Origin of the sequence: Qipengyuania algicola (genome assembly GCF_042492175.1) — a bacterium.
Classification (GTDB): Bacteria; Pseudomonadota; Alphaproteobacteria; order Sphingomonadales; family Sphingomonadaceae; genus CAJXSN01.
The window spans coordinates 2,445,087-2,469,645 of the sequence record NZ_CP170453.1; the positions used below are offsets into that span (position 1 = coordinate 2,445,087).

At 62.6% G+C, this 24,559-nt stretch carries 21 protein-coding genes; 17 read left to right on the top strand and 4 right to left on the bottom strand.

Annotation, left to right across the window (positions count from 1 at the left end):
* The first annotated feature begins 98 nt into the window (after window positions 1-98).
* From ilvD to ACFCW2_RS11655, 4 genes are read left to right on the top strand one after another with little or no spacing between them, the layout of a single operon-like run.
* Window positions 99-1,820 (top strand): dihydroxy-acid dehydratase, encoded by a 1,722-nt coding sequence (gene ilvD / locus ACFCW2_RS11640; protein ID WP_379546573.1) that lies wholly within the window; start codon window positions 99-101, stop codon window positions 1,818-1,820.
* Window positions 1,807-2,265 (top strand): hypothetical protein, encoded by a 459-nt coding sequence (locus ACFCW2_RS11645; RefSeq protein ID WP_379546575.1) that lies wholly within the window; start codon window positions 1,807-1,809, stop codon window positions 2,263-2,265. Before ilvD ends, ACFCW2_RS11645 begins: the two co-directional genes overlap by 14 nt.
* On the top strand, window positions 2,252-3,670 hold the full coding sequence (locus tag ACFCW2_RS11650; RefSeq protein ID WP_379546576.1) for an NAD(P)H-hydrate epimerase: 1,419 nt from the start codon (window positions 2,252-2,254) through the stop codon (window positions 3,668-3,670). Before ACFCW2_RS11645 ends, ACFCW2_RS11650 begins: the two co-directional genes overlap by 14 nt.
* A complete protein-coding gene (locus ACFCW2_RS11655; protein WP_379546577.1) occupies window positions 3,667-4,869 on the top strand; it encodes a class I SAM-dependent RNA methyltransferase in 1,203 nt (400 codons plus the stop codon). Before ACFCW2_RS11650 ends, ACFCW2_RS11655 begins: the two co-directional genes overlap by 4 nt.
* Here the strand turns inward: ACFCW2_RS11655 and ACFCW2_RS11660 are convergent.
* The 4 genes from ACFCW2_RS11660 to ACFCW2_RS11675 are packed head-to-tail and all read right to left on the bottom strand — an operon-like array spanning window position 4,866 to window position 7,699.
* Window positions 4,866-5,657, bottom strand: a complete 792-nt coding sequence (locus tag ACFCW2_RS11660) for a hydrolase 1, exosortase A system-associated (RefSeq protein ID WP_379546578.1) — start codon at window positions 5,655-5,657, stop codon at window positions 4,866-4,868. The two genes, ACFCW2_RS11655 and ACFCW2_RS11660, sit on opposite strands and share 4 nt — an antisense overlap.
* Window positions 5,654-6,346 carry a hypothetical protein gene (locus ACFCW2_RS11665; RefSeq protein ID WP_379546580.1) on the bottom strand — a complete coding sequence of 231 codons (693 nt, stop codon included), beginning with the start codon at window positions 6,344-6,346 and terminating at the stop codon, window positions 5,654-5,656. Before ACFCW2_RS11665 ends, ACFCW2_RS11660 begins: the two co-directional genes overlap by 4 nt.
* A gap of 8 nt (window positions 6,347-6,354) precedes the next feature.
* Window positions 6,355-6,660, bottom strand: a complete 306-nt coding sequence (locus ACFCW2_RS11670) for an acyl carrier protein (protein ID WP_379546581.1) — start codon at window positions 6,658-6,660, stop codon at window positions 6,355-6,357.
* A gap of 37 nt (window positions 6,661-6,697) precedes the next feature.
* Entirely contained in the window at window positions 6,698-7,699 is a 1,002-nt protein-coding gene (locus ACFCW2_RS11675; protein ID WP_379546583.1) for a GNAT family N-acetyltransferase, read from the bottom strand.
* Between the two features lie 20 nt (window positions 7,700-7,719).
* Here ACFCW2_RS11675 and ACFCW2_RS11680 point away from each other — a divergent pair, with 20 nt between their 5' ends.
* The 13 genes from ACFCW2_RS11680 (at window position 7,720) to ACFCW2_RS11740 (ending at window position 24,556) form a co-directional block, all read left to right on the top strand.
* Window positions 7,720-9,246, top strand: coding sequence for an acyl-CoA ligase (AMP-forming), exosortase A system-associated (locus ACFCW2_RS11680; RefSeq protein WP_379546584.1), 1,527 nt, complete (start codon window positions 7,720-7,722; stop codon window positions 9,244-9,246).
* Window positions 9,243-10,481, top strand: a complete 1,239-nt coding sequence (locus ACFCW2_RS11685) for a pyridoxal-dependent decarboxylase, exosortase A system-associated (RefSeq protein ID WP_379546586.1) — start codon at window positions 9,243-9,245, stop codon at window positions 10,479-10,481. The genes ACFCW2_RS11680 and ACFCW2_RS11685 overlap by 4 nt, the downstream gene beginning before the upstream one ends.
* 167 nt (window positions 10,482-10,648) lie before the next feature.
* The gene (locus ACFCW2_RS11690) at window positions 10,649-11,296 is read left to right on the top strand and encodes an XrtA/PEP-CTERM system exopolysaccharide export protein (protein ID WP_379546587.1); all 648 of its coding nucleotides are present in this window, start codon (window positions 10,649-10,651) and stop codon (window positions 11,294-11,296) included.
* Window positions 11,297-11,310: 14 nt separating this feature from the next.
* Entirely contained in the window at window positions 11,311-12,849 is a 1,539-nt protein-coding gene (locus ACFCW2_RS11695) for an XrtA system polysaccharide chain length determinant (RefSeq protein ID WP_379546589.1), read from the top strand.
* 13 nt (window positions 12,850-12,862) lie between these two features.
* Window positions 12,863-13,978, top strand: a complete 1,116-nt coding sequence (locus ACFCW2_RS11700) for an AAA family ATPase (protein WP_379546590.1) — start codon at window positions 12,863-12,865, stop codon at window positions 13,976-13,978.
* 11 nt (window positions 13,979-13,989) lie between these two features.
* The gene (locus tag ACFCW2_RS11705; protein WP_379546592.1) at window positions 13,990-15,693 is read left to right on the top strand and encodes a preprotein translocase subunit YajC; all 1,704 of its coding nucleotides are present in this window, start codon (window positions 13,990-13,992) and stop codon (window positions 15,691-15,693) included.
* A 13-nt stretch (window positions 15,694-15,706) separates the two neighbouring features.
* The gene (locus tag ACFCW2_RS11710; protein ID WP_379546593.1) at window positions 15,707-16,828 is read left to right on the top strand and encodes an XrtA/PEP-CTERM system-associated ATPase; all 1,122 of its coding nucleotides are present in this window, start codon (window positions 15,707-15,709) and stop codon (window positions 16,826-16,828) included.
* A 21-nt stretch (window positions 16,829-16,849) separates the two neighbouring features.
* Window positions 16,850-17,737 carry an XrtA system polysaccharide deacetylase gene (locus ACFCW2_RS11715; RefSeq protein ID WP_379546595.1) on the top strand — a complete coding sequence of 296 codons (888 nt, stop codon included), beginning with the start codon at window positions 16,850-16,852 and terminating at the stop codon, window positions 17,735-17,737.
* Window positions 17,734-18,798 (top strand): FemAB family XrtA/PEP-CTERM system-associated protein, encoded by a 1,065-nt coding sequence (locus ACFCW2_RS11720; RefSeq protein WP_379546597.1) that lies wholly within the window; start codon window positions 17,734-17,736, stop codon window positions 18,796-18,798. The genes ACFCW2_RS11715 and ACFCW2_RS11720 overlap by 4 nt, the downstream gene beginning before the upstream one ends.
* Window positions 18,798-20,015 (top strand): TIGR03087 family PEP-CTERM/XrtA system glycosyltransferase, encoded by a 1,218-nt coding sequence (locus ACFCW2_RS11725; protein ID WP_379546599.1) that lies wholly within the window; start codon window positions 18,798-18,800, stop codon window positions 20,013-20,015. Before ACFCW2_RS11720 ends, ACFCW2_RS11725 begins: the two co-directional genes overlap by 1 nt.
* Window positions 20,005-21,567 (top strand): exosortase A, encoded by a 1,563-nt coding sequence (gene xrtA, locus ACFCW2_RS11730; protein WP_379546601.1) that lies wholly within the window; start codon window positions 20,005-20,007, stop codon window positions 21,565-21,567. Before ACFCW2_RS11725 ends, xrtA begins: the two co-directional genes overlap by 11 nt.
* A gap of 11 nt (window positions 21,568-21,578) precedes the next feature.
* Window positions 21,579-23,477, top strand: coding sequence for an XrtA/PEP-CTERM system amidotransferase (locus ACFCW2_RS11735; protein WP_379546602.1), 1,899 nt, complete (start codon window positions 21,579-21,581; stop codon window positions 23,475-23,477).
* Between the two features lie 128 nt (window positions 23,478-23,605).
* Complete coding sequence (locus tag ACFCW2_RS11740) at window positions 23,606-24,556, top strand: crotonase/enoyl-CoA hydratase family protein (RefSeq protein ID WP_379546604.1); 951 nt, start codon at window positions 23,606-23,608, stop codon at window positions 24,554-24,556.
* The last annotated feature ends 3 nt before the right edge of the window (window positions 24,557-24,559 follow it).

Here is a 24,559-nt window from a genome sequence, read left to right on the forward strand (position 1 = left end):
GAAAAGCTGCGGGGCGGGCAGGCCCAAGCTTTCCTGCGGTTGACCGGCGATGCGCACCGCGCAAGGAAAGCGCAAGCGTTTGAGAGGGAAAGCACTGCATGACCGCCAAGTTCGACAAATCGAAGCTGCCCAGCCGCCATGTGTCGGTCGGGCCGGAGCGCGCGCCGCACCGGTCCTATTACTATGCAATGGGCCTCAGCGAGGAAGAGATCGCGCGCCCCTTCGTGGCCGTGGCCAGCGCGGGCAATGACAGCGCGCCTTGCAACACCACGCTGGATGCGCAGGCGGATGTCTGCCGGACAGGCGTAGAGCAGGGCGGCGGGATGCCGCGCCGGTTCAACACGATCACCGTTACCGACGGTATCGCTATGGGCCATCAGGGCATGAAGAGCTCGCTGGTCAGCCGCGAAGTTATTGCGGACTCGGTCGAAGTGTCGGTGCGCGGGCATTGCTACGATGCGCTGGTCGGCTTTGCCGGGTGCGACAAAAGCCTGCCCGGCATGATGATGGCTATGCTGCGGCTGAATGTGCCCAGTATTTTCGTCTACGGCGGCTCGATCCTGCCCGGCACTTATCGCGGCGAAGACGTGACCGTCGTCGACGTTTTCGAGGCGGTGGGCCAGCACGCCGCCGGAAACTGTCCGCTGAAAGACCTGACCGCGCTGGAGAAAGTCGCTTGCCCCGGACACGGTGCCTGTGGCGGCCAGTTCACGGCCAACACCATGGCCTGCGTCGGCGAGGCGATCGGTCTGTCCCTGCCGAACAGCAATATGGCCCCCGCACCCAACCGCAGCCGTGAGGAAGTGGCGATTGCAGCGGGCAAGCAGGTGATGACGCTGCTGGAGAAAAACCTACGCCCGCGCGATATCTGCACCCGCGCAGCCTTCGAGAACGCCGCACGGGTCGTGGCGGCAACCGGCGGATCGACCAATGCCGCGCTGCATCTGCCCGCAATGGCCAGCGAGGCGGGTATCGACTTCGACCTGTTCGACGTGGCCGAGATGTTCAAATCCACGCCCTACATCGCCGATCTGAAACCCGGCGGGAAATATGTCGCGAAGGATATGCACGAGGCGGGCGGCGTCTACATGGCGATGAAGACGCTGCTCGATGGCGGCTTCCTCAACCCCGAACCGATGACAGTCACCGGCAAGACTCTGGGCGAGAATATCGATGAGATCACGTGGAACCCCGACCAGAAGGTGTTCTACGATGTGAAGACGCCGATCACGCCCACCGGCGGTGTCGTCGGGCTCAAGGGCTCGCTCGCCCCGGAAGGCGCTATTGTGAAGGTCGCGGGGATGGAGCGGCTGCAATTCACCGGCCCGGCGCAGGTTTTCGAATGCGAGGAAGATGCTTTTGCCGCTGTCGAAGCGCGCAATATTGCCGAGGGCAGCGTGGTAGTCATTCGCAATGAAGGGCCGAAGGGCGGCCCGGGCATGCGCGAGATGCTCTCCACCACTGCAGCGCTGTACGGTCAGGGAATGGGCGAAAAAGTGGCGCTCATCACCGATGGCCGCTTCTCCGGCGCGACGCGCGGGTTCTGCATCGGTCATGTCGGGCCGGAGGCCGCTGCGGGCGGACCCATCGGGCTGATCAAGGATGGCGATATGATCGCTATCGATGCCGAAGCAGGGACGATCGATCTGCTGGTCGACGAAGCCGAACTGGAGGTCCGCCGCAAGGACTGGAAACCGCATCGCAACGATTATGGTGCAGGGGCCTTGTGGCGTTATGCGCAAAATGTCGGGCCGGCATATAAGGGGGCACTCACGCATCCCGGGGCTGCGGCGGAAAGTCATGTCTATGCGGATATCTAGTTTCGCCCTGATCGCTCCTGTTGGCATGCTGGCCGCCTGTGGCAGTGATGCCCCGCCGCCTGCGCCCGATCCGATCGAGGAACCCGGTGCGGAAATCGTCGAGTGCGCGATCGGTGTCGGCAGCGAATATGCCGCGCAGTGCCCGGTCGAGCGTACCGAGGTCGATGGCGAAGCCGTGCTCGTGGTGCATCATCCCGGTGGCGGTTTCCGGCGCTTTACCCTCGCCAGCGATGGCAGCGGGCTGACCGCCTTTGACGGGGCGGACCAGGCTGCGCGCAGTCTGGCGGGCGATACGCTGGAGCTGACAGTGGGCAGTGACCGCTACCGCTTCCCGGCGCGCCGGATGAACGAGGCTCCGGAAACCGGCGAGACTGCGGAAGGCGAGGCAGAACCCTCAGGCGCTGATCCGGCAGGCGCTGATCCGGCGGACAATGCAGGGTCGTGATCCGGTCCTGACGGTCGCCGAGGTACAGGCGGCCGAGCAGGCGCTGTTCGACGCTGGCTTGCCTCCATTTGAATTGATGCAACGCGCGGGCAACGCCGCCGCCCAATGGGTCTGGCGCGTAGCCGCCGGGCGCAGTGTCACCGTGCTATGCGGACCGGGCAACAATGGCGGCGACGGCTATGTGATTGCGAGCTGGCTCCATCAGAGGGGCTGCGATGTTGCGGTGGTCGCTCCAATGGAGCCCGCCACCGACAGCGCGAAGCAGGCGCGCTCGGGCTATGCCGGCGCGATTGTTCCGCAGGGCGAGGCGCGCGCTGCTGAGGTGTTTGTCGATTGCCTGTTTGGCTCCGGGCAAAATCGGGCGCTGTCAGACGAATTGTGGGCGCTGGTGCAAGATCTGCGCGGGACGCACTCCACGCATATTGCGGTGGATTTGCCCTCTGGCTTGGCAAGCGACGATGCGCGTCTGTTCCATGGCCTCGCTCCGTATGACATCACTCTGGCGCTGGGCGCTTGGAAATGGGCGCATTGGGCGATGCCTTGTGCGGCGGTGATGGGACGGCGCGTGCTGGTCGATATCGGTCTGGATATCGGCGAAGACACTTCGAAGCTGATCGGTAAGCCGTCCTTGCAGCGACCCTCTGCGCAGGCGCACAAATACACACGCGGGCTGGTGGCGGTGGTCGCGGGTGCGATGCCCGGTGCAGCAAAGCTTTGTGCGCGGGCGGCGCAGCATGGGGGTGCCGGATATGTGAAGCTGCTTTGCGATGATGCACCGCAGGGCCTGCCAGACAGTATCGTGGTCGACAATCGCCCTCTGGAGGAAGCGCTGGGCGATGCCCGAATTGCCGCGATTGTCATCGGGCCGGGGCTGGGGCGCGATGAGGAGGCGAAGGGCCGGTTGACCCATGTGCTGGGCCTGAAACGCGATGTGCCGACAGTGCTGGATGCCGATGCTTTGCATTGGATTGGACCGGAATTCGGTCCCAAGCTTCCGGATCCGCTAGTCCTGACGCCGCATGAAGGGGAATTGGTAGCCTTGCTTGAAGCGTATGGTTGCGCGCAGCAATCAAGCGAAGGCGCGCCCGAGAAGGCCCTGAAGGCTCAGGCCATTGCGCAAGCGACGCATTCCACCGTCGTTGCCAAAGGGGCCGATACCATCATCGCACAGGACTGGCACGGCACCGCCATCGCCCGTCCCGCAACCCCGTGGCTCTCGGTCGCAGGAACAGGCGATGTGCTGGCTGGACTGATCGCCAGCCGACTTGCAACCGGCACTCCTTCGGGTCAGGCCGCGCGTGAAGCAGTGTGGCTTCATGGCGAGGCCGCTCGGCTCTCCGGTCCGGTTTTTTCGGCCGACGGGCTGGTCGCGGCGCTGCAAGACGCTTACGCCGCCTGCCTGTGACCGAGACCAAGCCCGACACCATCATCCGCATCGCCGCGCGCGGTGACGGCATCACCGCTGACGGCCGCCATGCCAAGGGCGCGGTGACAGGAGATATCCTGTTGCCCGATGGCAGCTTGCAGCATGGCCCGCATCATGTTGCCCCCGCCTGCCGACATTTTGCCAAATGCGGCGGGTGTCAATTGCAGCATGCCGATGAGGAAGCGCTTGCGGGATTCGTGCGAGACCGGGTGGTGTTGGCAGCCGAGGGGCAGGGGATCACTGCCGAAACGGTCGCCCCGCCGCATCTCTCGCCGCCGCAATCCCGACGCCGCGCAACCCTCCATTTCCAGCGCGCGGGCAAGCGGATCGTGCTGGGTTTCCGGAAAGGCGGATCGCACAAGATCGTCGATATGAAGGAATGCCCGGTCCTGCATCCCGATCTGTTCGCATTGGTCGCCCCGATCCGGACAATGCTGGCCAATTGGCCGCAAGCACGGGCGGGCGACGTCTCGCTGACACTGGTAGATCAGGGCGTCGATCTCGGTCTCAAAGGCGCGGTGCCCGAAGGATTGGAACAGACTGAAGGCCTGCTGGATTTTGCCCGCAACCATGGTCTGGCGCGGCTGAGCGTCGATCACGGATATGGCCCCGAAACTGTGTGGGAGCCGGAACCTGCCACCGTCACTTTGGGCACGGCAATCGTGCCATTTCCTGTGGGCGCTTTTTTGCAGGCTACCAGAGATGGAGAAAGCGCGCTGGTGTCAGCGGCAAACGAGTGGCTTGGCGGCTGCGCGCGGATTGCAGACTTGTTCGCGGGGCTAGGCACCTTCGCCTTCGCCTTGAACGGGGAGACGCAGGTCGTTGCGGTAGAGGCTGCCCGCGATGTCGTGCTGGCGGCCAATGTCCCGGCACGGCGTGCAGCGCGCCCGATCGAATACGCCCACCGCGATCTGTTCCGTAATCCGCTGGACGCGAAGGAATGCTCCGCCTTTGATGCAATCCTGCTCGACCCGCCACGCGCCGGTGCGAGAGAGCAGGTATTTCAGATTGCGGCCAGCGATGTGCAGCGGGTGGTTTATATCAGCTGCAACCCGGCAAGCTGGGCGAAGGATGCGAAGGCGTTGATCGAAGCAGGCTTCCGGTGCGAGGAATTGCGCCCGGTCGGACAATTTCGCTGGAGCACCCATGTGGAGCTGGCCAGCCTGTTTGTGCGCTAGGCTGAGCGCAGAGCAGCGAGAACCTGATCGTCGAACCATTGGCGGGCGTGTTCCTCGACGAAGGCGTGGCTCGCGCCCTCACACCGATGAACCCTTTCATCGCCTTTCGGCCATGATGCCGCGAAGGCCTGCGCTGTGCGGTCATTGCCGGCCAGCAGAAAATGCACCTGCCCCTGATAGTCGGCGATGCCGTGCCGCATTCTCTCGGCCAAGCCGCTCGGCGTGGCGGATTTCCCGACAGAACCGCGCAAGCCCCCGGCGAGCTTGCGCAGATCCACTCCGCCGCTGACAAGCCGCCACAATGCGCGGGGGTTCTTGAGCTTGGCCAGATAGCGCGCGCGGATGGCATCGGGCGGCAGATCGATCGATTCGCCAGCATCTTCCCACTGTTCGATGGTCCATGGGTTGGAGAGGACCAGCGCGTCGCAACCTGCGCCGGCCGCCAGCATCAGCGCGCTCGCGGCATCGCAATTCCCCAGCCCGACTACCTTCTCCATTGTTGGCGTTATCGCACGGAACGCCTCCAGCGCGGCGGCGATATCCTTCTTGCTTTTCTCGAAGCCGCGATTGTCGCCTTCGCTGTCACCGATACCCCGGCGATCAAATCGGAAGACGGGAAAGCCAGCCTTGGCCATCCGCGCAGCCATATGGGCCTGGCCCGAGAACGCACCGGAGCGCAGTTCATTTCCCCCGCTTACGATCAACAGGCCGGTCTTGGCGGGCGCAGTATCGAGCGTACCGGCGAGTTTGGAGCTTCCGCAGCCGAAGGCAAGGTGAAGGCGACTCATGCGCTTGGCCCCGTGTCCAAGATGCCATCAGCAATCAGCGCCGCGAGCGTGTCTGCCTGCGCCGCATCATAATCGGGCTCTGCCCTCAGCCATAGGGGAGACCCGCCGACGGAGGATTGTTCGATGATTACAAGGTTCTCTGGCACCGGTTTTTCGGACGCTTCGAGCTCGGCAAACATGTCCGGGCCGATGCTCCATCCGGCCAGTGTGATCCCGCCACTGCGGGCAATTTCAGACAGTGTTTCTGCGCTCTCTTCCGTGCCTGCTTCCCGCGAGGAAATGACCCGCGCGCGAAGCATGGAACGGAGCAATTGCTTGCCTGCCACGGGGCCATACAACCAGCCGGGGATTGTAGCCGGCACTAGCAACCCGCCACCGCGCACCGCTAGCACATGTGTCGCACGAAAATGCGAGATTGCTGCTTCGACGGCGTTTCGCCAGCTGGCCAATGATTGCCCGGCAAGGGGAAGGGCGCTTTCGTTCCATCCCGGCAGATCGGGTAGAAAACTGTCGATGCCCGACATATCCAGCCGCCGCATGACCTCCACCAACTGATGGCGCAGCTTGTTGTGTTCATCAAACAGCGGAGGGATAACCAGCAGGCGTTGATCGCGTGCCGCATCGAACAGGCGGACATTTTCCTCTGCGGTTTCACCACCCGGCAGGGGGCAGGGCCAGACCGCAAACATGGCGGTGCTTAGCTTTCCGCGACTTTGGCTTCGGCAAAGGCCAGCAGGCCGCCGAAGGTCTCCAGCATTTCGCCATCGACATCGTCATCTTCGATCATGATGCCCAGACGGTCTTCCATCTCGGTCAGCAGTCCGGCGACCGCCATGGAATCGAGCTCCGGCAGATGACCGAACAGGCCGGTATCGGCGTCGAAGGTCTCGACCTCGTCCACATCGAGACCCAGCACGTCGCACAAAATGCTGCGCAGGTCGCTGTCGATAGAGGCGCGGCTGCGCAGGGAATTGTTCTTTGGGAGAGCGGACTGGTCGGTCATGCTGGCTATTCACCCACGGTCGAAAGTGGGCCGCTCCCTAGCTTTCTGCGGCTTTGGGCGCAAGGCGCGCCGCAATGCTGGCGATCCGGCGCTTTGCCAGCGGGGGCCACGCGGCGGCCTGGCGTGGATCGAGGCAGTCGATGCGATAGCGCGGGCGAACTTCCTCCATCCAGTCGGCTTTGTAGCGATCATTGCCGGTTCCGAAATCGATCAGCGACACGCCGTCCGTGTCTATGACATGCTCGAACAGGGCAGCGCTGAGCGTAGTGCCCGCCGAAAGGGCCTTGTGCGCCTCCCGGTGGGCGAGCTTGTGAATATAGGCGCTGCCGTCTTCCACGGTCCAGAACTGCGCCGCGACCGGTTCACCGTCATGTCGGGCAATCGCCAGCCGGATACGGCCAGCATCTCCTTCTTGCTCAGCAAAGGCGCGCAACAGGCCGGGGGTCTCTTCCTCCGGCTTCCAGCTTTCGGCATAGATCGCCTCATAGGCATCCCACGCCATCGCATCGAACCGGGTCAGCAATTGCACCTCGACCTTCTTCGCTTTGCGTTTGAGCGTGGTGCGCATCCGGCCCGGGCGACTGGCCCAATATTCGGCAAAGCTGCGGCCTTTAACCGGCAGTATGTGATTGTGGTCGCATTGCTCGCGAAGGACATTCCATCCCGCATTGCGAAACGCTTGCTCTAGCCGAGAAGCAGAACCGTCCTCGTCGGGCACAGGCCACAGCGTGACGCGGTGCGACCGACTGCGCAGATGGCGCGCGATGCCGGTCAGCAACCGATCGCCCTCCGCGCCATCGGGTGCAAGCTGACGCCAAGTGAAGCTATACCAATTGCGCAGGGGCTCGATCCGGCCATTGGCTTCGCTCAGCGCCATTGCTGCCAATGCGTCGCCCTCGCTTGCCATCGCAACCAATGGGCGGGCATTCTGCGCCAGCAGCGCAAACCACTCTGGCCGGTCGAAAGGGGACGAGGCAAATGCACGCGTCCCTTGCAAGACGTTAACCCTGTCGTGATAGCTGGCAGCAATCGCATTCACGAGGACGTTTCTCCGTATCCATGCAGCATACGCCTGACATCCAAGCACAACCGCTCGACCATCTGGCGATGCGCGGGGCCGATAACGACCCTGCGCTTACGCTGCGTGCGGGCACGCTTACCTATCAGGCATTAAGAAGCCGTGTTGCCCTGCTGGCGGCGTGGCTGGCCGATAAGGTGCCGGATACGGGCGCGCGCGTGGCCAGCTGGGCCGCGAAGGGGGAGCTTACATGTCTTCTGCCGCTCGCCTGTGCGAGGGCGGGGCTGGTGCATGTGCCGATCAATCCGCTGCTGAAGCGCGCTCAGGTTGCGCATATTCTGGGCGATTGCGAGCCGGTGATGCTGTTGGGGACGGCGGCGCGTTTGAAGACACTGGAGGAGGGCGATGCGCCCGCATCCTGCCAGATAATGGATGAGAAGGAAGCGTGGGCCGCGGCCGAAGCGTTTGGCGGCACCATGGCACCATCCTCGCACGATCCCGATGACCTCGCGGCGATCCTTTATACCAGCGGCTCCACCGGAAGGCCCAAGGGGGTGATGCTGAGCCATGCGAATATGTGGTTGGGCGCTGTCAGCGTGGCGGATTATCTTGGCATGGCCGCCGATGATGTGGTTTTGGGCGTGCTACCGCTCAGCTTCGATTACGGCCAGAACCAGCTGCTGAATGCATGGTATGCCGGGGCCAGTGTCGTCCCGCTCGATTATCTGTTTGCCCGCGATGTGGTGAAGGCCTGTGCGAAACACGGGGTTACAACACTCGCTGCTGTTCCTCCGCTTTGGGTCCAGCTGACGGAAACCGACTGGCCCGCAGAAGCCGTCGCCCCGATGCGGCGCATGACCAATTCCGGTGGAGCTCTGACCACGCAATTGGTGGGCGAGCTCCGGACAATCTTTCCCGATGCGCGGCTCTTTCCGATGTACGGTCTGACCGAAGCCTTTCGCTCGACCTATCTCGATCCCGCACTGGTGGACAGCAATCCTACTTCGATGGGCACCGCCATTCCTTTCGCGGAGATATTGGTCATCAATGATGACGGCGAAGTGGCCGCGCCCGATGAAGAAGGGGAGCTGGTGCATTGCGGGCCGCTGGTCGCGCAAGGCTATTGGCAGGACGCCGGGCGGACTGCCGAGCGCTTCAAGCCTGCGCCCGCCGCCTCGCACTATGGCGGGACCGCCGTATGGTCGGGAGACCGTGTGCGGCGCGATGCGCAGGGCCTGCTCCATTTTGTCGGGCGGCGTGATGCGATGATCAAAAGCGCGGGCAACCGGATCAGCCCGCAGGAAGTGGAAGAAGCGGCGCTTGCCACTGGTTTTGTCGCAGAGGCGGTTGCGCTGGGGGTGAAGGATGACCGGCTGGGCCATGCAGTCCACCTGGTCGTGCGGGCCGAACCTGGTGTTGCAGACGGCGAGGAACAGCTGCCTGCGGCTCTCGCCAAGGAACTGCCCAATTTCATGCAGCCGCAGGTTATCCATTGGCGCGAGCAAATGCCGCTCAATCCCAACGGGAAGCTGGACAGGACAGCGCTTGCGCGGGAGATCGGGACATGAGTGTGAAACCCAAACCGCTTGGTCCGATCCCTGCTGGCTACGAAACCGTGAATGGTGAACTGGCCATTGCGGGCAAGACGGCATCTGCGCTGGTCGAGGAGGCGGGCGGGACGCCTCTGTTCGTCTATTCGCGCGATCGCCTGACCGCGCGGATGGCCATGCTGCGTGATGCAATGCCGGAGAGGCTGGGCATCAATTACGCGGTTAAGGCCAATCCCTTCGAGCCGGTGCTGCGGCACATGGCTCCGCTGGTCGATGGTTTCGACATTGCGTCGGGCGGAGAGCTGGAAATCCTGCGCGCCGCCGGTTTGGATCTTTCGCGCGTGAGCTTCGCAGGGCCGGGCAAGCGGGACGAGGAACTGGAAGCGGCTATAGCTGCTGGCGTTACGCTCAATCTCGAATCCGAAAACGAGGGGCGCCGGGCGCTCTCGATTGCCGACCGGCTGGGTGTCACGCCGCGGCTCGCCATCCGCGTGAATCCTGACTTCGATATGAAGGGTTCGGGCATGAAGATGGGCGGCGGAGCCAAGCAATTCGGTGTCGATGCCGAGCGTGTGCCAGCGCTAGGCCGGGAATTGATAGCAGCCGGAGCCGATTGGCGCGGGCTGCATATCTATACCGGCTCTCAGGCTCTTTCGGCCGAGGCGATCATCGAGACGCAGGCCAATGTGCTGGCTCTGGCGGACCGGATCGCGGTGGATATCGGCGAGGCCTTGACCAAGCTCAATATGGGCGGCGGCTTTGGCATTCCCTATTTTCCCGGCGACGAGGAACTGGATGTTTCAGCCATTGGCGCAGCCCTGTCGGAGCGCTTTGCCGAGCTGCCGGAATCACTGGAAAATGCGCATCTGTGTATCGAGCTTGGCCGCTATCTCGTCGGTCTTGCAGGAGTTTATCTCACACGAATTGTTGACCGGAAGGACAGCCACGGGGAGACTTTTCTCATCACCGATGGCGGTCTGCATCACCAGTTGGCGGCCTCGGGCAATTTCGGAACGGTGATCCGGCGCAACTATCCTGTCGCCATCGCCAACCGATTTTCTTCGCCGGTGGATGATATGGCTAGCGTGGTCGGTTGCCTGTGCACGCCGCTCGACAGACTGGCGGATAGGGCCGAATTGCCGCGCGCCGAAGTTGGCGACCTGGTCGCCGTGTTTTGCGCCGGTGCTTATGGCGCCACAGCATCCCCATCGGCCTTTCTCGGGCAGGGTCCGGCAAGGGAAACGCTCGCTTAACCTTTACAGGTCTGATGTCCCGTATCGGGATAACCCACCGAAAACCGCCGAAAACTAACGAGATGTTCACCCTTTTTGGCGAGAAACGCTCCAAATCGCGGGGACCAGTGTATCCGGACTAGCCGGAATGCTGCGCTCCTCACGGGTTTGACCAAGGAAGCGTTTCGATGTCGTACATCCGCATCTCGAAAGTTCTGGCGACGTCGGTCGTCTCCACTCTGGCACTGGCGGGCTGCGCCGGCGCAGGGGGCGGTCCCGAACTGCCGCCAGCGGCATTTGTGGCTGCTCAGGAAGGTCCGAGCCAGGAATATGTGATCGGCCCGCTGGATAAGCTGTCGATCCATGTGTGGCGCAACCCGGAACTGGGTGCAGAGGCCATTCAGGTCCGGCCCGACGGGCGCATCACCATTCCGCTGGTCACCGATATGCCTGCTGTGGGCAAGACCCCGGCAATGCTGCAGGAAGATATCCGCCTTCAGCTTTCCCAGTTTATCGAGCAGCCGATTGTCTCGGTCATCGTGACCGAATTTGCCGGCACATTCAGCCAGCAGGTCCGCGTCATCGGGGCGACCGCTCAGCCGGCTTCGATCCCGTACCGCGCAAATATGACGGTCCTGGACGCGATGATTGCGGTCGGCGGGCTGTCCGAATTTGCCGCCGGCAACCGGGCCAAGCTGATCCGTTTCGACCCGCGGGCCGGGCGTCAGACCGAATACGGTCTGCGGCTTTCCGACCTTCTGAAGCGCGGCGACAGCCGAGCCAATGTGATGCTGCGTCCGGGTGACGTGATCATCATTCCCGAGAGCAATTTCTAAGGGCGCTCCTGACCATGAACGAAGTTTTCGACGAGCTCCGATCGGCAGTATACTCGGCATGGGCCCGCAAGTGGCTGGTGCTGGGTGTTGCCTGGGCGATCTGTTTGCTCGGCTGGTTGGTGGTGGCCATGATCCCCAACAGCTACGAAGCCCAATCCAAGATTTTCATTCAGCTGGACGACGTGCTCGCCCAGCAGATCGGTATTGCCGGTAGTGACAAGACCGACATCGCGCGCGTCAAACAGACGCTGGCGGGTTCGGAGAATCTCGAGAAGGTCATTCGCTCCACGAAGCTGGGCGAGGGCGTCTCCACTCCGCGCGAGATGGAGCGCGAGATTGGCAGCCTGTCCGAAGACGTCTCGATCACGAGCGAAGAAGACAATCTTTTCGAAATCACCGCGACCATCGGCAAGGGGCATCTTTCCGATGCGCAAAACGCTGCCCTTGCGCAGGATGTGGTGCAGAAGCTGATCGACATTTTCCGCGAGGAAAACATTGCCGGTAATCGCGGCGAAGTGGCCGAAACGGTGGTCTTTCTTGACCAGCAGCTGGCCGAACGCGCGACCGAGCTGGAAGCGGCCGAAGCCCGCCGTACAGCCTTCGAGGCCGAGCATCCCGAACTGATTGGCGGCGCGGCTGCCATTTCCACTAAGCTCGGCGCACTGCGCACGGAAATGCGCGGCGTGGATGCCGATCTGGCAGCGGCGCAAAGCGCATTGGCTGCCATTCAGGGCCAGCTCGCCGGTACGCCGGAGACGCTGCAGGGTCCTCCGATCCAGTCGCCGCAGGGTTCTGCATCAGCGGCGCTCTCGCAGGCTCAGGCCCAGCTTGCCGGTTTGCGTGCACGCGGTCTGACCAGCAACCACCCGGATGTAATCGCTGCAGAGCGGCAAGTTGGCCTCCTGCGTCAGCAGGCGGCTGCCGAAGGTCCGCAGACGAGTCGTTCCACCAGCTCGCCTAATCCGGCCTACAGCTCGCTGGTTTCCATTCGCGCCGAGCGTCAGGCCAATGTTCAGGCCCTCATGGCCCGCAAGGCCTCTCTGCAGGCGGACATGTCCAGCCTGATTGCCGATCAGGCAAGTGAGCCGGCTCTGGCCGCAGAGGCCCAGCGCATCAGCCGCGACTATGAAGTGCTGAAGACCAAATATGACGATCTGCTGCAGGACCGCGAGGAAATGAAGCTGCGTGGTCAGGTCGAGAGCGAGCGCAGCTCGTTCAAATTCGACGTTATCGTACCGCCTGCTCTGCCGCGCAAACCGGCAGCGCCCAATCGGCCCCTGTTGCTGCTGGGTGTCCTGATTGTGGGTCTGGGTGCAGGAGTCGGCGCGGCCTTCGGCCTCAGCCAGATCAAATCGACCTTCAGCACGACGGCTTCGCTCGAACGGGCGCTGGAGCTGCCCGTCATTGGTGCCATTTCGCGCACCATGACTGATGGGCAGCGCGCAATCGAGGCCCGCAAAATGAAGATGTTCTACGCCGCATCCGCTGCTCTCGCCGGGGTCTTCGCGATCCTGCTGGCAATCGAGTTTGTCCAGGTTGGCACGGTAGCGTGAGGGGGATCAGACAATGACCGAACATAAGAAAATCCCGCTCCCCGGAGAGCCAGAAAAAAGCAGCGGCGGCGATAGCTCGCTGTTCGAACGCGCCAGCGGTGCCTTTGGCCTGAGCGAATTCGGCCCGGCCCCCATGCCCGGCAAGCTGGCCGATGCGCCGATGAAACGTGCGCGCCCGGTGAAGCGCAAGGATGCTACGGCATCCCCGGCTGCAACAGCGCAAGCTGCGCCCGCACCGGCTCCCGCTCAGGAGATGCCCGATCTGGAAACATTGGCTGCACGGGTGCGTGCCAAGCTGATGAACGAGGAAATGCCAGGCGCGGCCAGTCCGCAGGTAACCTCGCAGGTTCCAGCGACTCAAACATCGAACGTTCCTGCCACCATTGATGCGCCGGGGCATGCAACGCCGTTTCGCGGCAAGCCATTCAATGTTGACCGCGAACTTCTGCGCGATCAGGGCCTGATCGATCCCGATGGCGAAGTTAGCGCTTTGCTGGAGGAATTCCGCATTGTGAAGCGTCAAGTGCTCGGCACTGCGCGTGAAACCGGCACATCACTGGCCCGCCGTATTCTGATCTCCTCGCCCCATCCGGACGAGGGCAAGACCTATTGTGCGGTCAACCTGGCAATCGCTCTGGCAGCGGAAAAGGATCTCGAGATTCTTCTCGTCGATGCAGATTTCGCCAAGCCAAGCTTGCCCGAAACGCTCGGCATACCGGCAGGCACTGGTTTCATGGACGCGCTGGCCGACGAGAATTGCCACGTCGAAGACCACGTCATGCGGACCGATATCGGCAATCTCTGGGTCCTTCCCAGCGGCAGCCAGTCGACCACCGACAGCGAGTATCTGGCCAGCAGCCGGACCGCCGAAGTGCTCGATCGCCTGACCCAGGGACATCCAAACCGGATCGTCATTTTCGACACGCCGCCCGCGCTTGCCGCGTCGGCTGCCGCAGAACTCGCCAAGCATGTCGGGCAGGGCATTCTCGTCGCCCGCGCCGACCAGACAGGGCGCAGCGCATTGGAAGATGCCTATCAACTGCTGTCCGCCTGTGAGGACATCAAACTGCTTTTGAACGCCACCAATTTCAGCCCGAGCGGTCGCCGCTTCGGGTCCTATTACCAGTAAGGGGACGAACTATGCGCGCCCAATTCATGCTTTCCGCCGCGATTGTCGCTCTGGCCATTCCGGCCACCGCGCAAGCGCAATATTATGGCAATGACGAAGTCACCGGTGGTGGCGGCGGCTCGAGCCAGTCTGCCGAGCCCTTCGGCGGCCGCGCCGAGCCGGAAAACACCCGCCAGCGCGCGCGTATCACCCCCTATATCGAGGCCAGTCAGGTTGTCCTGCAGGAGCTTTCGCCCGGCAGCGATACTGTCACTTACACGCAGCTTGCGGCTGGCGTCGATGCATCGGTGCAGGGCCGGAACAACGGCGGCTCTGTCTCGGTGCGCTACGAGCGCAATATCGGATACGGCGATGCCGCTGTCGACAGCGACACCATCACCGGTATCGCGCGTGGTTACACTTCGGTGGTGCCGCAGGTTCTGACGGTGGAAGCCGGGGCCCTGGCCGCACGGACCAGCGTCGGCCAGAGCGGTTCCTCGACCTTCAATTCGATTGAAGGTATCGGCGAAGACACCGAAAGCGAGATCTATTCCGTCTATGGCGGGCCAACGCTCGCCACGCAGGTCGGGGCAGCGCAGGTTTCTGCGCAATATCTGTTCGGCTACAACCGTGTCGAAGGGCCGGATGTCGTTCCGCTCGACGGGGGCGGGGCTCCGGTCGATATCTTTGATGACAGCACGGTGCACTCGGCCACGGCCAGTGTCGCGCTGAAGCCCGCTGATGTGTTGCCGGTCGGTCTCGCTGTTTCCGGCGGTGCCTATCAGGAAGACATTTCCAATCTCGACCAGCGCGTGCGTGATCTGAATGTGCGCGCAGGTGTGACCGTGCCGCTGACACCGTCCTTCGCGGTTACCGGCGGGATCGGCTATGAAGACGTCGAAGTATCCAGCCGCGATGTCGCCCGCGATGCGGCAGGCAATCCGATCGTGGATTCCAGCGGACGTTTCGTGACCGACGGCAACGCACCGCGCCAGATCGCCTTTGAAACAGACGGGTTGATCTGGGATGTCGGTGTGGTCTGGCGTCCGTCTTCGCGCACCTCGCTGACGGCTTCCTATGGGCGCCGCTATGACAGCGATACCTATTACGGCACCTTCTCCTATGCGCCCGACTCGCGCAGTTCGCTGGGCGTGTCGGTCTACGATTCGCTGGTCGGCTTTGGTGGTCAGTTGACCAATTTGCTGGCCGCGGTGTCGACCAACTTCACCGCCGGACGCAATCCGCTCACAGGCGATTTCAATGGCTGTACATCGGGCGCAGAGGGCGGCGGGTGCCTCAACGGCGCGCTCGGCTCCATCCGCAGCTCGGTCTATCGCAGCCGCGGCGTGGCAGCGAACTACTCGCAGCAACTGGGACGGCTTACCGCGGGGGTGGGGCTTGGCTATGATCGCCGGACCTTCCTGGCCGCGCAGAACACCGTTCTGGCAGCTGCCGACGGCCTGACCGACGAAAACTACTACGCCACGGCATTCGTGAGCGGACCGATCGGCCGGAACGCCGGTTTCAACACGAACGCTTACGTCAATTACATCGACAACGGCACCGGACTGGGCGGCGACGCGACAGTTCTGGGCGCAGCCGCATCGTACAACCGCAACATCTGGCAGGGCCTCTCGGCCCGCGCTGCGGTGGCTGTGGATCATCTCGACAGCGAATTGGCAGCGGAGGATCTGACGACCGCCTCCGCCCTGTTCGGCCTGCGCTACGACTTCTGATCGGGGAACAGATATGTTCGATGACTTTTACGGCCTGACGGCACGACCATTCCAGCTCACGCCGGACCCGGCCTTCTATTTCGAGAGCGTGACGCACCGCAAGGCGCTGTCCTATCTCGGCTATGGCATGGCTCAGGGTGAAGGCTTCATCGTCATCACGGGCGAGGTTGGCGCGGGTAAATCCACGCTGGTCGCGCATTTGATGAACAAGGTGGACCCGGAGCGTCTGACTGTCGGCCAAGTGGTCACCAGCAATCTCGACGGGGAAGAGCTGGTCCACGTTGTGGCGCAGAGCTTTGGCCTCGACATTGACGGCCATGACAAGGCCAGCGCGCTGGGTGCGATCGAGGAATTTCTGCATGAGGAAGCGCGCGCCGGTCGCCGGTGTCTGCTGACGGTGGACGAATTGCAGAATCTTTCGGTGGAAGCGCTGGAAGAGCTCCGGATGCTCTCCAACTTCCAGCTGGGCAGCCATCCGCTGCTGCAATTGCTGCTGCTGGGTCAGCCGGAATTCAAAGCCACGCTGGCAAACCATGAGGAGCTGGAGCAGCTGCGCCAGCGGGTCATTGCCGCGCATCATCTGGATGCGATGGAGCCCGCCGAATTGCAGCCCTATGTCGAACACCGCCTGAAATGTGTCGGGTGGGAAGGCAATCCGGCTTTCGATCAACGGGTCTATGCAGAGCTGTATCAGGCCACGGGCGGGATCCCGCGCCGGGTCAACCAGATCGTCACGCGGCTGTTGCTGCTGGGCGCGGTGGAGCAGCGCACCAGGATCGATGCGTCCATGCTGTCTTCCGTGATGGAAGAAATGGTCAGCGACAGCACGTTCCCTGCAGCCGCGCCGAAACCGATGGCCAAGCCCGAGCCCGCAGTTTCTGCGCCTGCACCGCTCAACCACGCCCCGCGTGTGGATGTGGATCAGGTCGAAGCCATGCTGGCATCGCGCGATGCGCAAATCGCCGAACTGCAACAGGCCGTGGTCGAGCTGGCCGATGCGCCTGCTGTGCCCGCCGATCTGTCGCACCGGATTGCCGCTCTGGAGGCCCGTGTCGACGAACAGGAACAATCGGTTCGCCACGTTCTCACCATTCTGATCGAATGGATGGAACGCGACGATCGCCGCGCCGCCTAGTCCGGGAAGGTCCACATTTCCATGCAGGCAGTTGCCGTCAATAAGCCCCGCATCGTCAACGGATTGTCTGTCGATGTCGAGGACTGGTTCCAGGTCGGCGCGTTCGAGAATGTGATCGAACGCGGGGAGTGGGACAGCCTTGCCAGCAGGGTGGAGGACAATGTCCTGCGCATTCTGGACCTGTTCGATGCCGCCGATGTGAAAGCGACATTTTTCACGCTTGGCTGGGTGGCCAAGCGCAACGGCCCGTTGATGCGGCGCATTGTCGAGCGCGGTCATGAACTGGCCAGCCACGGCTATGACCACGCACGCGTGTTCACCTTCGACCGCAAGCAATTTGCCGGCGATCTGAAGCTGGCGCGGATGATCTTGGAAGATGCGTCGGGCCAGCGGATTACCGGCTACCGCGCGCCCAGCTTCTCCATCGATCAGCGCACGCCATGGGCATATATGGAGCTGGCCGAGCAGGGCTATGCCTATTCCTCCAGCGTCGCGCCGATTACGCATGACCATTATGGCTGGCGTGAGGCGCCCAGATTTGCGTTCCGCCCGCTGCCATGGTCGGACCTGATCGAGATTCCGGTGACCACGGCCATTCTTGGTGGAAAGCGTGTGGCTGCTGGCGGGGGCGGGTTTTTCCGCGTGCTGCCCTATGCCTTCAGCCGATGGGCCATCCGGCAGGTCAACCGGCGTGAAGAACGCCCGGCGATCTTTTATTTCCACCCTTGGGAGATCGATCCGAAACAACCGCGTGTTGAAAACGCGCCGGTCAAATCACGCCTGCGGCACTATACCAATCTGGACAAGATGGCCGGCAAGCTGGGCGAGCTGGTGCATGAATTCGAGTGGGGCCGCATGGACATGCTTGCACACCGTGAAGCACCGCTCGCGAAGGAGCTGGCGGCATGAATGCGCCGTTTGGTCTGTGTGAAGAAACCGTGACGCTGGCGGACCTGTCCGACCCGGGCGAGGCTGCGCGGATCGAGCAATTTGTCTTTGCGCATGGTGCGTCGCCGTTTCATCTGCCGCGCTGGCTGTGCGCCGTGGAGCGCGGGGCCGGGCAGAAAGCTTTGGGCCTGATTGCCGAACGGGGCGGGGCAGTGACCGGGTGGTTGCCGCTTACCGAAGTGCATTCTCCGCTCTTTCCCAGCGCACTCGCGTCCAGCGGATTTGCTGTGGATGGCGGTATCGTTGCAAGCGAACCCCGCACGGCCAGACGCCTCGCCCGAGCGGCTCAGGAACTGGCGGCGCGCCGGTCCTGTGCGTCCGTCGAATTGCGCGGCGGCGATGCTCCCGAAGGTTGGAGTGTCCAGACCGACAGCCATTGCGGTTTCCGCAGCGAGCTTGCGCAGGATGATGAGGCGCAATTGCTGGCCATTCCGCGCAAGGCGCGTGCCGAAGTGCGCAAGGGCCTGAAGAACGAGCTGCGGATCACGACTGGCGTCACGGAGTCCGACCGCGCCGCGCATTATGCGTGTTATTCCGAAAGCGTCCGCAATCTGGGCACGCCGGTGTTCCCACGCAGCCTGTTCGATGCAGTGCTGGATGCTTTCGAAGACGATGCCGACATTTTGACTGTGTGGGACGGGGATCGTCCTGTGGCCAGCGTGCTGTCGCTGTATCATCGCGGGGATGTCATGCCCTATTGGGGCGGCGGCGTTTGGGATGCCCGCACCCTGCGCGCCAACGAAGTGATGTATTACGAGCTGATGTGTCATGCTCGCCGCAAGGGCTGCATCGCCTTCGACTTCGGGCGCAGCAAAACGGGCAGCGGACCCTATGCGTTCAAGAAGAACTGGGGCTTCGAGCCTGAGCCCCTGAGTTATTCCAGCTGGTCTGCCGACGGCGTGGAGGCGCGCGACGTCGATCCCACCAGCGAAGCCTATCAGCGCAAGATCGCGCTGTGGAAAAAGCTTCCTGTACCCATCGCCAATCTTATCGGACCGCCCATCGCTCGCGGGCTCGCCTGATGGGCGATATCCTGTTCCTCTCGCACAGGATCCCGTTTCCGCCTGATCGCGGAGACAAGATCCGCTCGCACCATCTGCTGCGCCATCTGGCGAAAGAGCACCGGGTGCATGTCGCGACCTTTGGCGAATCTGCGGCCGATATGGCTGCCGAGAGCGAGTTGGCCGCCGTGGCGGCAAGCCATTGCCTGATCAAGCGAAGCAAGCCTTTGCCACTGGCAGGTGTCGAAGCGGTGCTTTCCGGTAAGCCTGTCAGCCTGACGGCCTTCGATCACGCGCGCTTGCATGGTTTTTTGCGTGATACGCTGGCCCGCCATGCGATCGACGCTATCTTCGTATTTTCGGGCCAGATGGGACAGTATGTTCCCGCTGACTATCGCGGGCGCGTGGTCATTGATCTGTGCGATGTCGATTCTGCAAAGTTCGAGGCCTATGGCGAGAAGGGCGGTGCACGCGCCTTTATCGACCGGCGCGAAGGCGTATTGCTGGCCCGCGAAGAAGAGCGTCTTGCCCACCGGGCCGACACCACCATCCTGATCAGCGACAACGAAGCGGCTTTGCTTGCCTCGCGGATGGAGCGTCCGGATCGTGCGCGGATCACCGCGCTGCGAAACGGGATCGATACGGTCACTTTCGACCCGGCCAAGGTTGCTGTTCAGCCGGAGCTGGAAAAAACCGCCGGTCCCAATCTCGTCTTCACCGGGCAGATGGATTACGCGCCGAATATCGACGCTGCGCTGCGGATGATCGATGGGCTGATGCCGCGCATCCGGGAAGCGCTGCCCGATGCGGTATTTCACTGTGTCGGCCGTGCGCCGGTTGCTGCGCTCACCGCGCGCGATGGCGAGCCGGGTATCCGCATCTGGGGAGAAGTGCCCGATGTGAAGCCGTTCCTCAAATCCGCCGATATGGTCATCGCCCCGCTCACGATTGCGCGGGGTATCCAGAACAAGGTGCTGGAAGCGATGGCGATGGCGCGCCCGGTCATTCTTTCGCCTGAGGCTGCAACCGGGATCGATGCGGTGGATGGCGAGCACTTCGTGATTGCGCCAGACGATGATACCATCGTGGAAGCGGTAATGGGCTTGCAGGCCAACTCTGCCGAGGCCGAAAGGCTGGGCGCTGAGGCCCGCAAATTTGTCATTCAGGAGCAGGGCTGGGACGCCATGCTTGCCCCCCTGTCCGACATTGTCGGTGGAGCGATGCGCGATGCCGCCTGAGCTAACACTCGACAATGTGCGCAGCGGCAATTGGCGCGCGCGCCTGCCTGTGGCCTGGAAGATGCCTCTCGCGCAGCTAGCCTTGGCATGGGCCGCGCTCATGCTTCTGACCGCCCGCGCATGGGTCGAAATGGCGATCCAGTGGTGGAACATCTCCACCTACAATCATATTTTGTTCGTGCCGGTCATCGTAGGGTGGCTGGTGTGGGTCCGGCGGGAAGAGCTCGCGCACCTCCAGCCGAAAGCATGGCTCCCCGGATTGGTGCTGGTCGCAGGAGCGCTGTTCGTATGGCTGCTCGGCGAATTGGCGGGCGTGAATATAGTGGCCCAGGCCGGCGCAGTCGGTGCGCTCCAGATGAGCGTGATCGCCATTCTCGGCCCCCGTGTGGCCACAGGCGTATTTTTCCCGCTGGCCTATATGGTGTTCCTCGTCCCGTTCGGTGACGAACTGGTGCCGACCTTGCAAATGATCACCGCCGATGTGGTGATCTGGCTTACGCGTCTCAGCGGCATTCCCGCGGTGATTGACGGAGTGTTTATCGATACGCCTGCAGGCCTGTTCGAAGTGGCAGAGGCCTGTTCCGGGGTAAAATTCCTCGTCGCGATGATCGCGCTGGGCGTGCTGGTGGCGCAAACTTGCTTCACCCGCTGGTCGCGCCGGATTGCGTTTTTCGCGGCCTGCATCATCGTTCCGGTAATCGCCAATGGCGTGCGGGCATGGGGCACGATTTACATCGCCCAGTCGCAAGGCATCGAATTCGCGGCCGGGTTCGACCACATTTTTTATGGCTGGGTGTTCTTCGCCATCGTGCTGGTTCTTATCCTGGGCGCAGGCTGGCGGTTTTTTGACCGCGATCCGGAAGAGCCGGGTCTGGACGGGAAAGCGCTGGCCCGTTCCCCGTGGTTCAATGTGTTCGAGAAGGGGCGGGGCGGCACCAAGGCGATCGCGGGCGGCTTTGCGGCGCTGGTGCTGGGTTTTGGTATCTGGAGCGCTCTGGCGTCGCAATTGGAAGCCGACCTTCCCGAGACGTTCGAAGCGCCCGCAGTGGCGGGCTGGACACAAGTCTCGCCGGACATGGCGCTTGAATGGGAACCGCGCGCCAGCGGAGCTGATCAGCGCCTGCTCGCCAGCTACATCGATGCGCAAGGCCAGCGGGTCGATGTTTTCGCCGCTGCCTATGCTGCGCAGGGCAATGGCCGTGATCCCGCCGCGCAAGGCGAGGGGGCGCTCATGCCCGAAACCGATTGGCGCTGGCTTCGCGGCGGGCCGACGCGCGCAGATGCAAAAGCCGATTATCTGTTCGCGCTCGGCAGTATCCGCCGCCTGACCGAAACCAGCTGGCGTATCGGCGATGTGACCACAGCGAGCGCCTCCCGGCTGACACTGGAAGCCATGCGCGACAAGCTATTGCTTTCGCCGAGGCCGACCCTGACGCTGATTGTTTCGGCGGAGGACCGGGACGGGATGCCCGCTCTGGATGCTATCAACGCGTTTCGCCGGTCCACAGGTCCGCAGGACGCGTGGATGGACCAGTTCCTCGCAGTGCCTTAGCGAGCATTCCCATGTGCGGCATTGCAGGTCTCTTTCATATCGGCACGCCCAAGCCCGTCGATCCCGCCCGCGTACGGCAGATGACTGACGCGCTGGCCCATCGCGGGCCGGACGGTTCGGGAGTGTGGACCGCGCAAGGGGTAGGGCTGGGGCATCGCCGACTGTCGATCATCGATCTGGAAGGCTCTCCGCAGCCGATGCATTCGGCCGATGGCCGGGTGACCATCGTCTTCAATGGCGAGATCTACAATTTTCAGGAACTGCGCGCCGAGCTGGCGGAGCGCGGGGCCCAATTCCAGACTCAAGGCGACACCGAAGTCATTCTGGCCGCGTGGCAGCAATGGGGCCCCGATTGCCTGCGCCGGTTCAACGGCATGTTCGCTTTCGCGCTTTACGATCACGGTGACCACACGCTGTTTCTGGCGCGCGACAGGCTGGGCGTGAAGCCGCTGTTCACCGCTGAACTGAGCGATGGGAGCCTGGCCTTTGCGAGCGAACTGAAAGGTCTGCTGGCGCATCCTTTGCTGCGACGTGATATCGATCCACTGGCGGTCGAAGATTACCTCGCATGGGGATACGTGCCCGATCACCGTTCGATCCTGCGGGGCGTGGAGAAACTGCCTGCCGGGCATTACCGCCTGCTGCGTCATGATGCAGCTGCGGCCAAGCCGGTGCAGTGGTGGGATGTCGATTTCAGCCGTCGTCACACGGGCAGCGAAGCTGATCTGTCGGCTCAGTTGCTCCATCATTTGCGCGAAGGCGTTACCTCTCGGATGGTGTCGGATGTGCCGCTGGGCGCGTTTTTGTCGGGCGGTGTGGATTCCTCCAGCGTGGTCGCGCTAATGGCGGAAAACAGCAATTCGCCGGTGAATACATGCTCCATCGGTTTCGACGTTGCTGCGCTGGACGAGACTTTGCACGCCCGAAAAGTCGCGCAATTGTTCGCGACCGATCACCGCGAACGCATTGTCGATCCCGATGATTTCGGCGCGCTGGATGCGCTGGCAGGGATGTTCGACGAGCCTTTTGCCGATGCGTCAGCGCTGCCGACTTGGCGGGTGTGCCAATTGGCGCGCGAGAATGTCACCGTGGCATTGTCCGGCGACGGAGCGGACGAGGCGTTTGCCGGATATCGCAGGCAGGTATTTCATGCACGCGAAGAACAAGCGCGGTCTCTGCTTCCCGCAGGTCTTCGCGGGCCGGTGTTCGGGACGCTTGGACGCGTATGGCCCAAAGCGGACTGGGCCCCGCAATTCCTGCGTGCCAAGTCGACATTTCAGGCGCTCGCCCAGAGCGGTGAGGAGGGGTATGCGCGGGGTCTGTCCGCCATGGCTCCGGAACAGCGCACCCTGCTGTATACCGACACAATGCAGCGCTCGCTGGGGGATTACCGCGCGGAACAGCCGTTCATCGCAATGATGCAGAAGGCCCCTGCGCAAAGCGGGCTGGACCGGGCGCAATATGCCGATCTGAAATTTTGGATGCCGGGCGACATTCTGACCAAGGTCGATCGCACCAGCATGGCCACGAGTCTGGAAGCGCGCGAGCCGCTGCTCGACCATCGCCTGATCGAATTCGCCGCTGGATTGCCGCACAGCGCCCGGATCAAGGGCAGGCAGGGCAAATATCTGCTCAAACACACGATGGAGCGGTATCTTCCCAAAGACATCCTCTATCGTTCAAAAATGGGCTTTGTAACACCGCTCGCCCAATGGTTCCGGGGGCCGCTGGCGAAGGAAGCGCGGGCGATTGCCACAAGCGGTGTTTTGGCGCGAACCGGTTGGTTTGACACGGATCGTATCGCCGCATTGGCGGAGGATCACATCAGTGGACGCTCGGACAACAGCCGGGCGCTGTGGCAGCTGATGATGCTGGACCGGTCACTGGGGCTTATCCAGCCCAGCAGCTGACGATTCCGTTTCATGGCGGGACTGTCCACAATCATCGCCGCCCAGCGGAAATCCAGCCTTGCGTAATAAGTTGTAAATTGCCTACCACGGTGGGCAGGGACAGCTGTCAAGCTGACGGGACGCGCGCAATGGATCGATTGGATAAGGAATTCGAAGATAGCATTATTGTCGACAATGCAGACGATGACGCACACCCTTCGACAGGACCCTCAACGGTGAACGCTTCGGCACTACCCGCAGGAATGCCGCAGCAATTGCTTCAACTGAACGAATTGGAACTGGCTTACGAGCCGGAAACGCAGGCTTTGTGGACGTATATGCGTCCCAAGGGTCGGCCCAGCTTTACCCCGCCCATGCTGGGCGATTTCGAAGCGTGGCAATCCGGGGTTGCTGCCGGTTTCGGGGAGGGCAAAGCGCCGCTCCAGTTTCTGGTTTTGGGGAGCAAGGCTCCGGGCGTGTTCTGCTACGGCGGGGATCTGGCGCTGTTCCGCGAGCTAATTCTGGATGGCAATCGTGACGGTCTCGTCGAATATGGCCATCGCTGCTGCCAGATTCTCCATCGAAATATCGAAACTCTCGGCCTGCCAATCCTGACGGTCGGTCTAGTGCAAGGCGCTGCTCTAGGGGGCGGCTTCGAGGCCCTGCTGAGTTTCGATTATGTCATCGCGGAGAAGAGCGCGACATTCGGTCTGCCCGAGATCATGTTCGGCCTGTTTCCCGGTATGGGCGCGCATGCCTTGCTCAGCCGGAAACTCGGCAGCGCGCAGGCGGATCGCCTGATTGTCTCGAGCGATACCTACTCCGCTCAGGAAATGTACGATTTGGGGCTAGTTCATCATCTTGCAGAGGATGGCGAGGGTGAGGAGGCTTGCCGGGCTTTTCTCAAAAAGTCGGTTCGCAGGCATTCGGGGCTCGTTGCAGGGCGCCGGGCGATGAAAGTCGCCTGGGGTCTGGAGCTGGCGGAATTGTACCGGATAACCGAGCTTTGGGCCGATGCAGCACTCGAATTGCGGGAGCAGGATCTGAAACTGATGGCCCGGCTAACGCGCGCTCAGGAAAAGGTTGTGGCGCAGGTCTGACGG

Excerpts from the sequence above, each read along its gene's own strand:
- ACFCW2_RS11715 (WP_379546595.1), top strand. The coding sequence starts at position 16,850 with ATGCAGGCAGTTGCCGTCAATAAGCCCCGCATCGTCAACGGATTGTCT.
- ACFCW2_RS11670 (WP_379546581.1), bottom strand. The coding sequence starts at position 6,660 with ATGACCGACCAGTCCGCTCTCCCAAAGAACAATTCCCTGCGCAGCCGC.
- ACFCW2_RS11665 (WP_379546580.1), bottom strand. The coding sequence starts at position 6,346 with ATGTTTGCGGTCTGGCCCTGCCCCCTGCCGGGTGGTGAAACCGCAGAG.
- ACFCW2_RS11735 (WP_379546602.1), top strand. The coding sequence starts at position 21,579 with ATGTGCGGCATTGCAGGTCTCTTTCATATCGGCACGCCCAAGCCCGTC.
- ilvD (WP_379546573.1), top strand. The coding sequence starts at position 99 with ATGACCGCCAAGTTCGACAAATCGAAGCTGCCCAGCCGCCATGTGTCG.
- ACFCW2_RS11700 (WP_379546590.1), top strand. The coding sequence starts at position 12,863 with ATGACCGAACATAAGAAAATCCCGCTCCCCGGAGAGCCAGAAAAAAGC.
- xrtA (WP_379546601.1), top strand. The coding sequence starts at position 20,005 with ATGCCGCCTGAGCTAACACTCGACAATGTGCGCAGCGGCAATTGGCGC.
- ACFCW2_RS11645 (WP_379546575.1), top strand. The coding sequence starts at position 1,807 with ATGCGGATATCTAGTTTCGCCCTGATCGCTCCTGTTGGCATGCTGGCC.
- ACFCW2_RS11650 (WP_379546576.1), top strand. The coding sequence starts at position 2,252 with ATGCAGGGTCGTGATCCGGTCCTGACGGTCGCCGAGGTACAGGCGGCC.
- ACFCW2_RS11720 (WP_379546597.1), top strand. The coding sequence starts at position 17,734 with ATGAATGCGCCGTTTGGTCTGTGTGAAGAAACCGTGACGCTGGCGGAC.
- ACFCW2_RS11710 (WP_379546593.1), top strand. The coding sequence starts at position 15,707 with ATGTTCGATGACTTTTACGGCCTGACGGCACGACCATTCCAGCTCACG.
- ACFCW2_RS11660 (WP_379546578.1), bottom strand. The coding sequence starts at position 5,657 with ATGAGTCGCCTTCACCTTGCCTTCGGCTGCGGAAGCTCCAAACTCGCC.
- ACFCW2_RS11690 (WP_379546587.1), top strand. The coding sequence starts at position 10,649 with ATGTCGTACATCCGCATCTCGAAAGTTCTGGCGACGTCGGTCGTCTCC.
- ACFCW2_RS11695 (WP_379546589.1), top strand. The coding sequence starts at position 11,311 with ATGAACGAAGTTTTCGACGAGCTCCGATCGGCAGTATACTCGGCATGG.
- ACFCW2_RS11685 (WP_379546586.1), top strand. The coding sequence starts at position 9,243 with ATGAGTGTGAAACCCAAACCGCTTGGTCCGATCCCTGCTGGCTACGAA.
- ACFCW2_RS11740 (WP_379546604.1), top strand. The coding sequence starts at position 23,606 with ATGGATCGATTGGATAAGGAATTCGAAGATAGCATTATTGTCGACAAT.
- ACFCW2_RS11680 (WP_379546584.1), top strand. The coding sequence starts at position 7,720 with ATGCAGCATACGCCTGACATCCAAGCACAACCGCTCGACCATCTGGCG.
- ACFCW2_RS11705 (WP_379546592.1), top strand. The coding sequence starts at position 13,990 with ATGCGCGCCCAATTCATGCTTTCCGCCGCGATTGTCGCTCTGGCCATT.
- ACFCW2_RS11725 (WP_379546599.1), top strand. The coding sequence starts at position 18,798 with ATGGGCGATATCCTGTTCCTCTCGCACAGGATCCCGTTTCCGCCTGAT.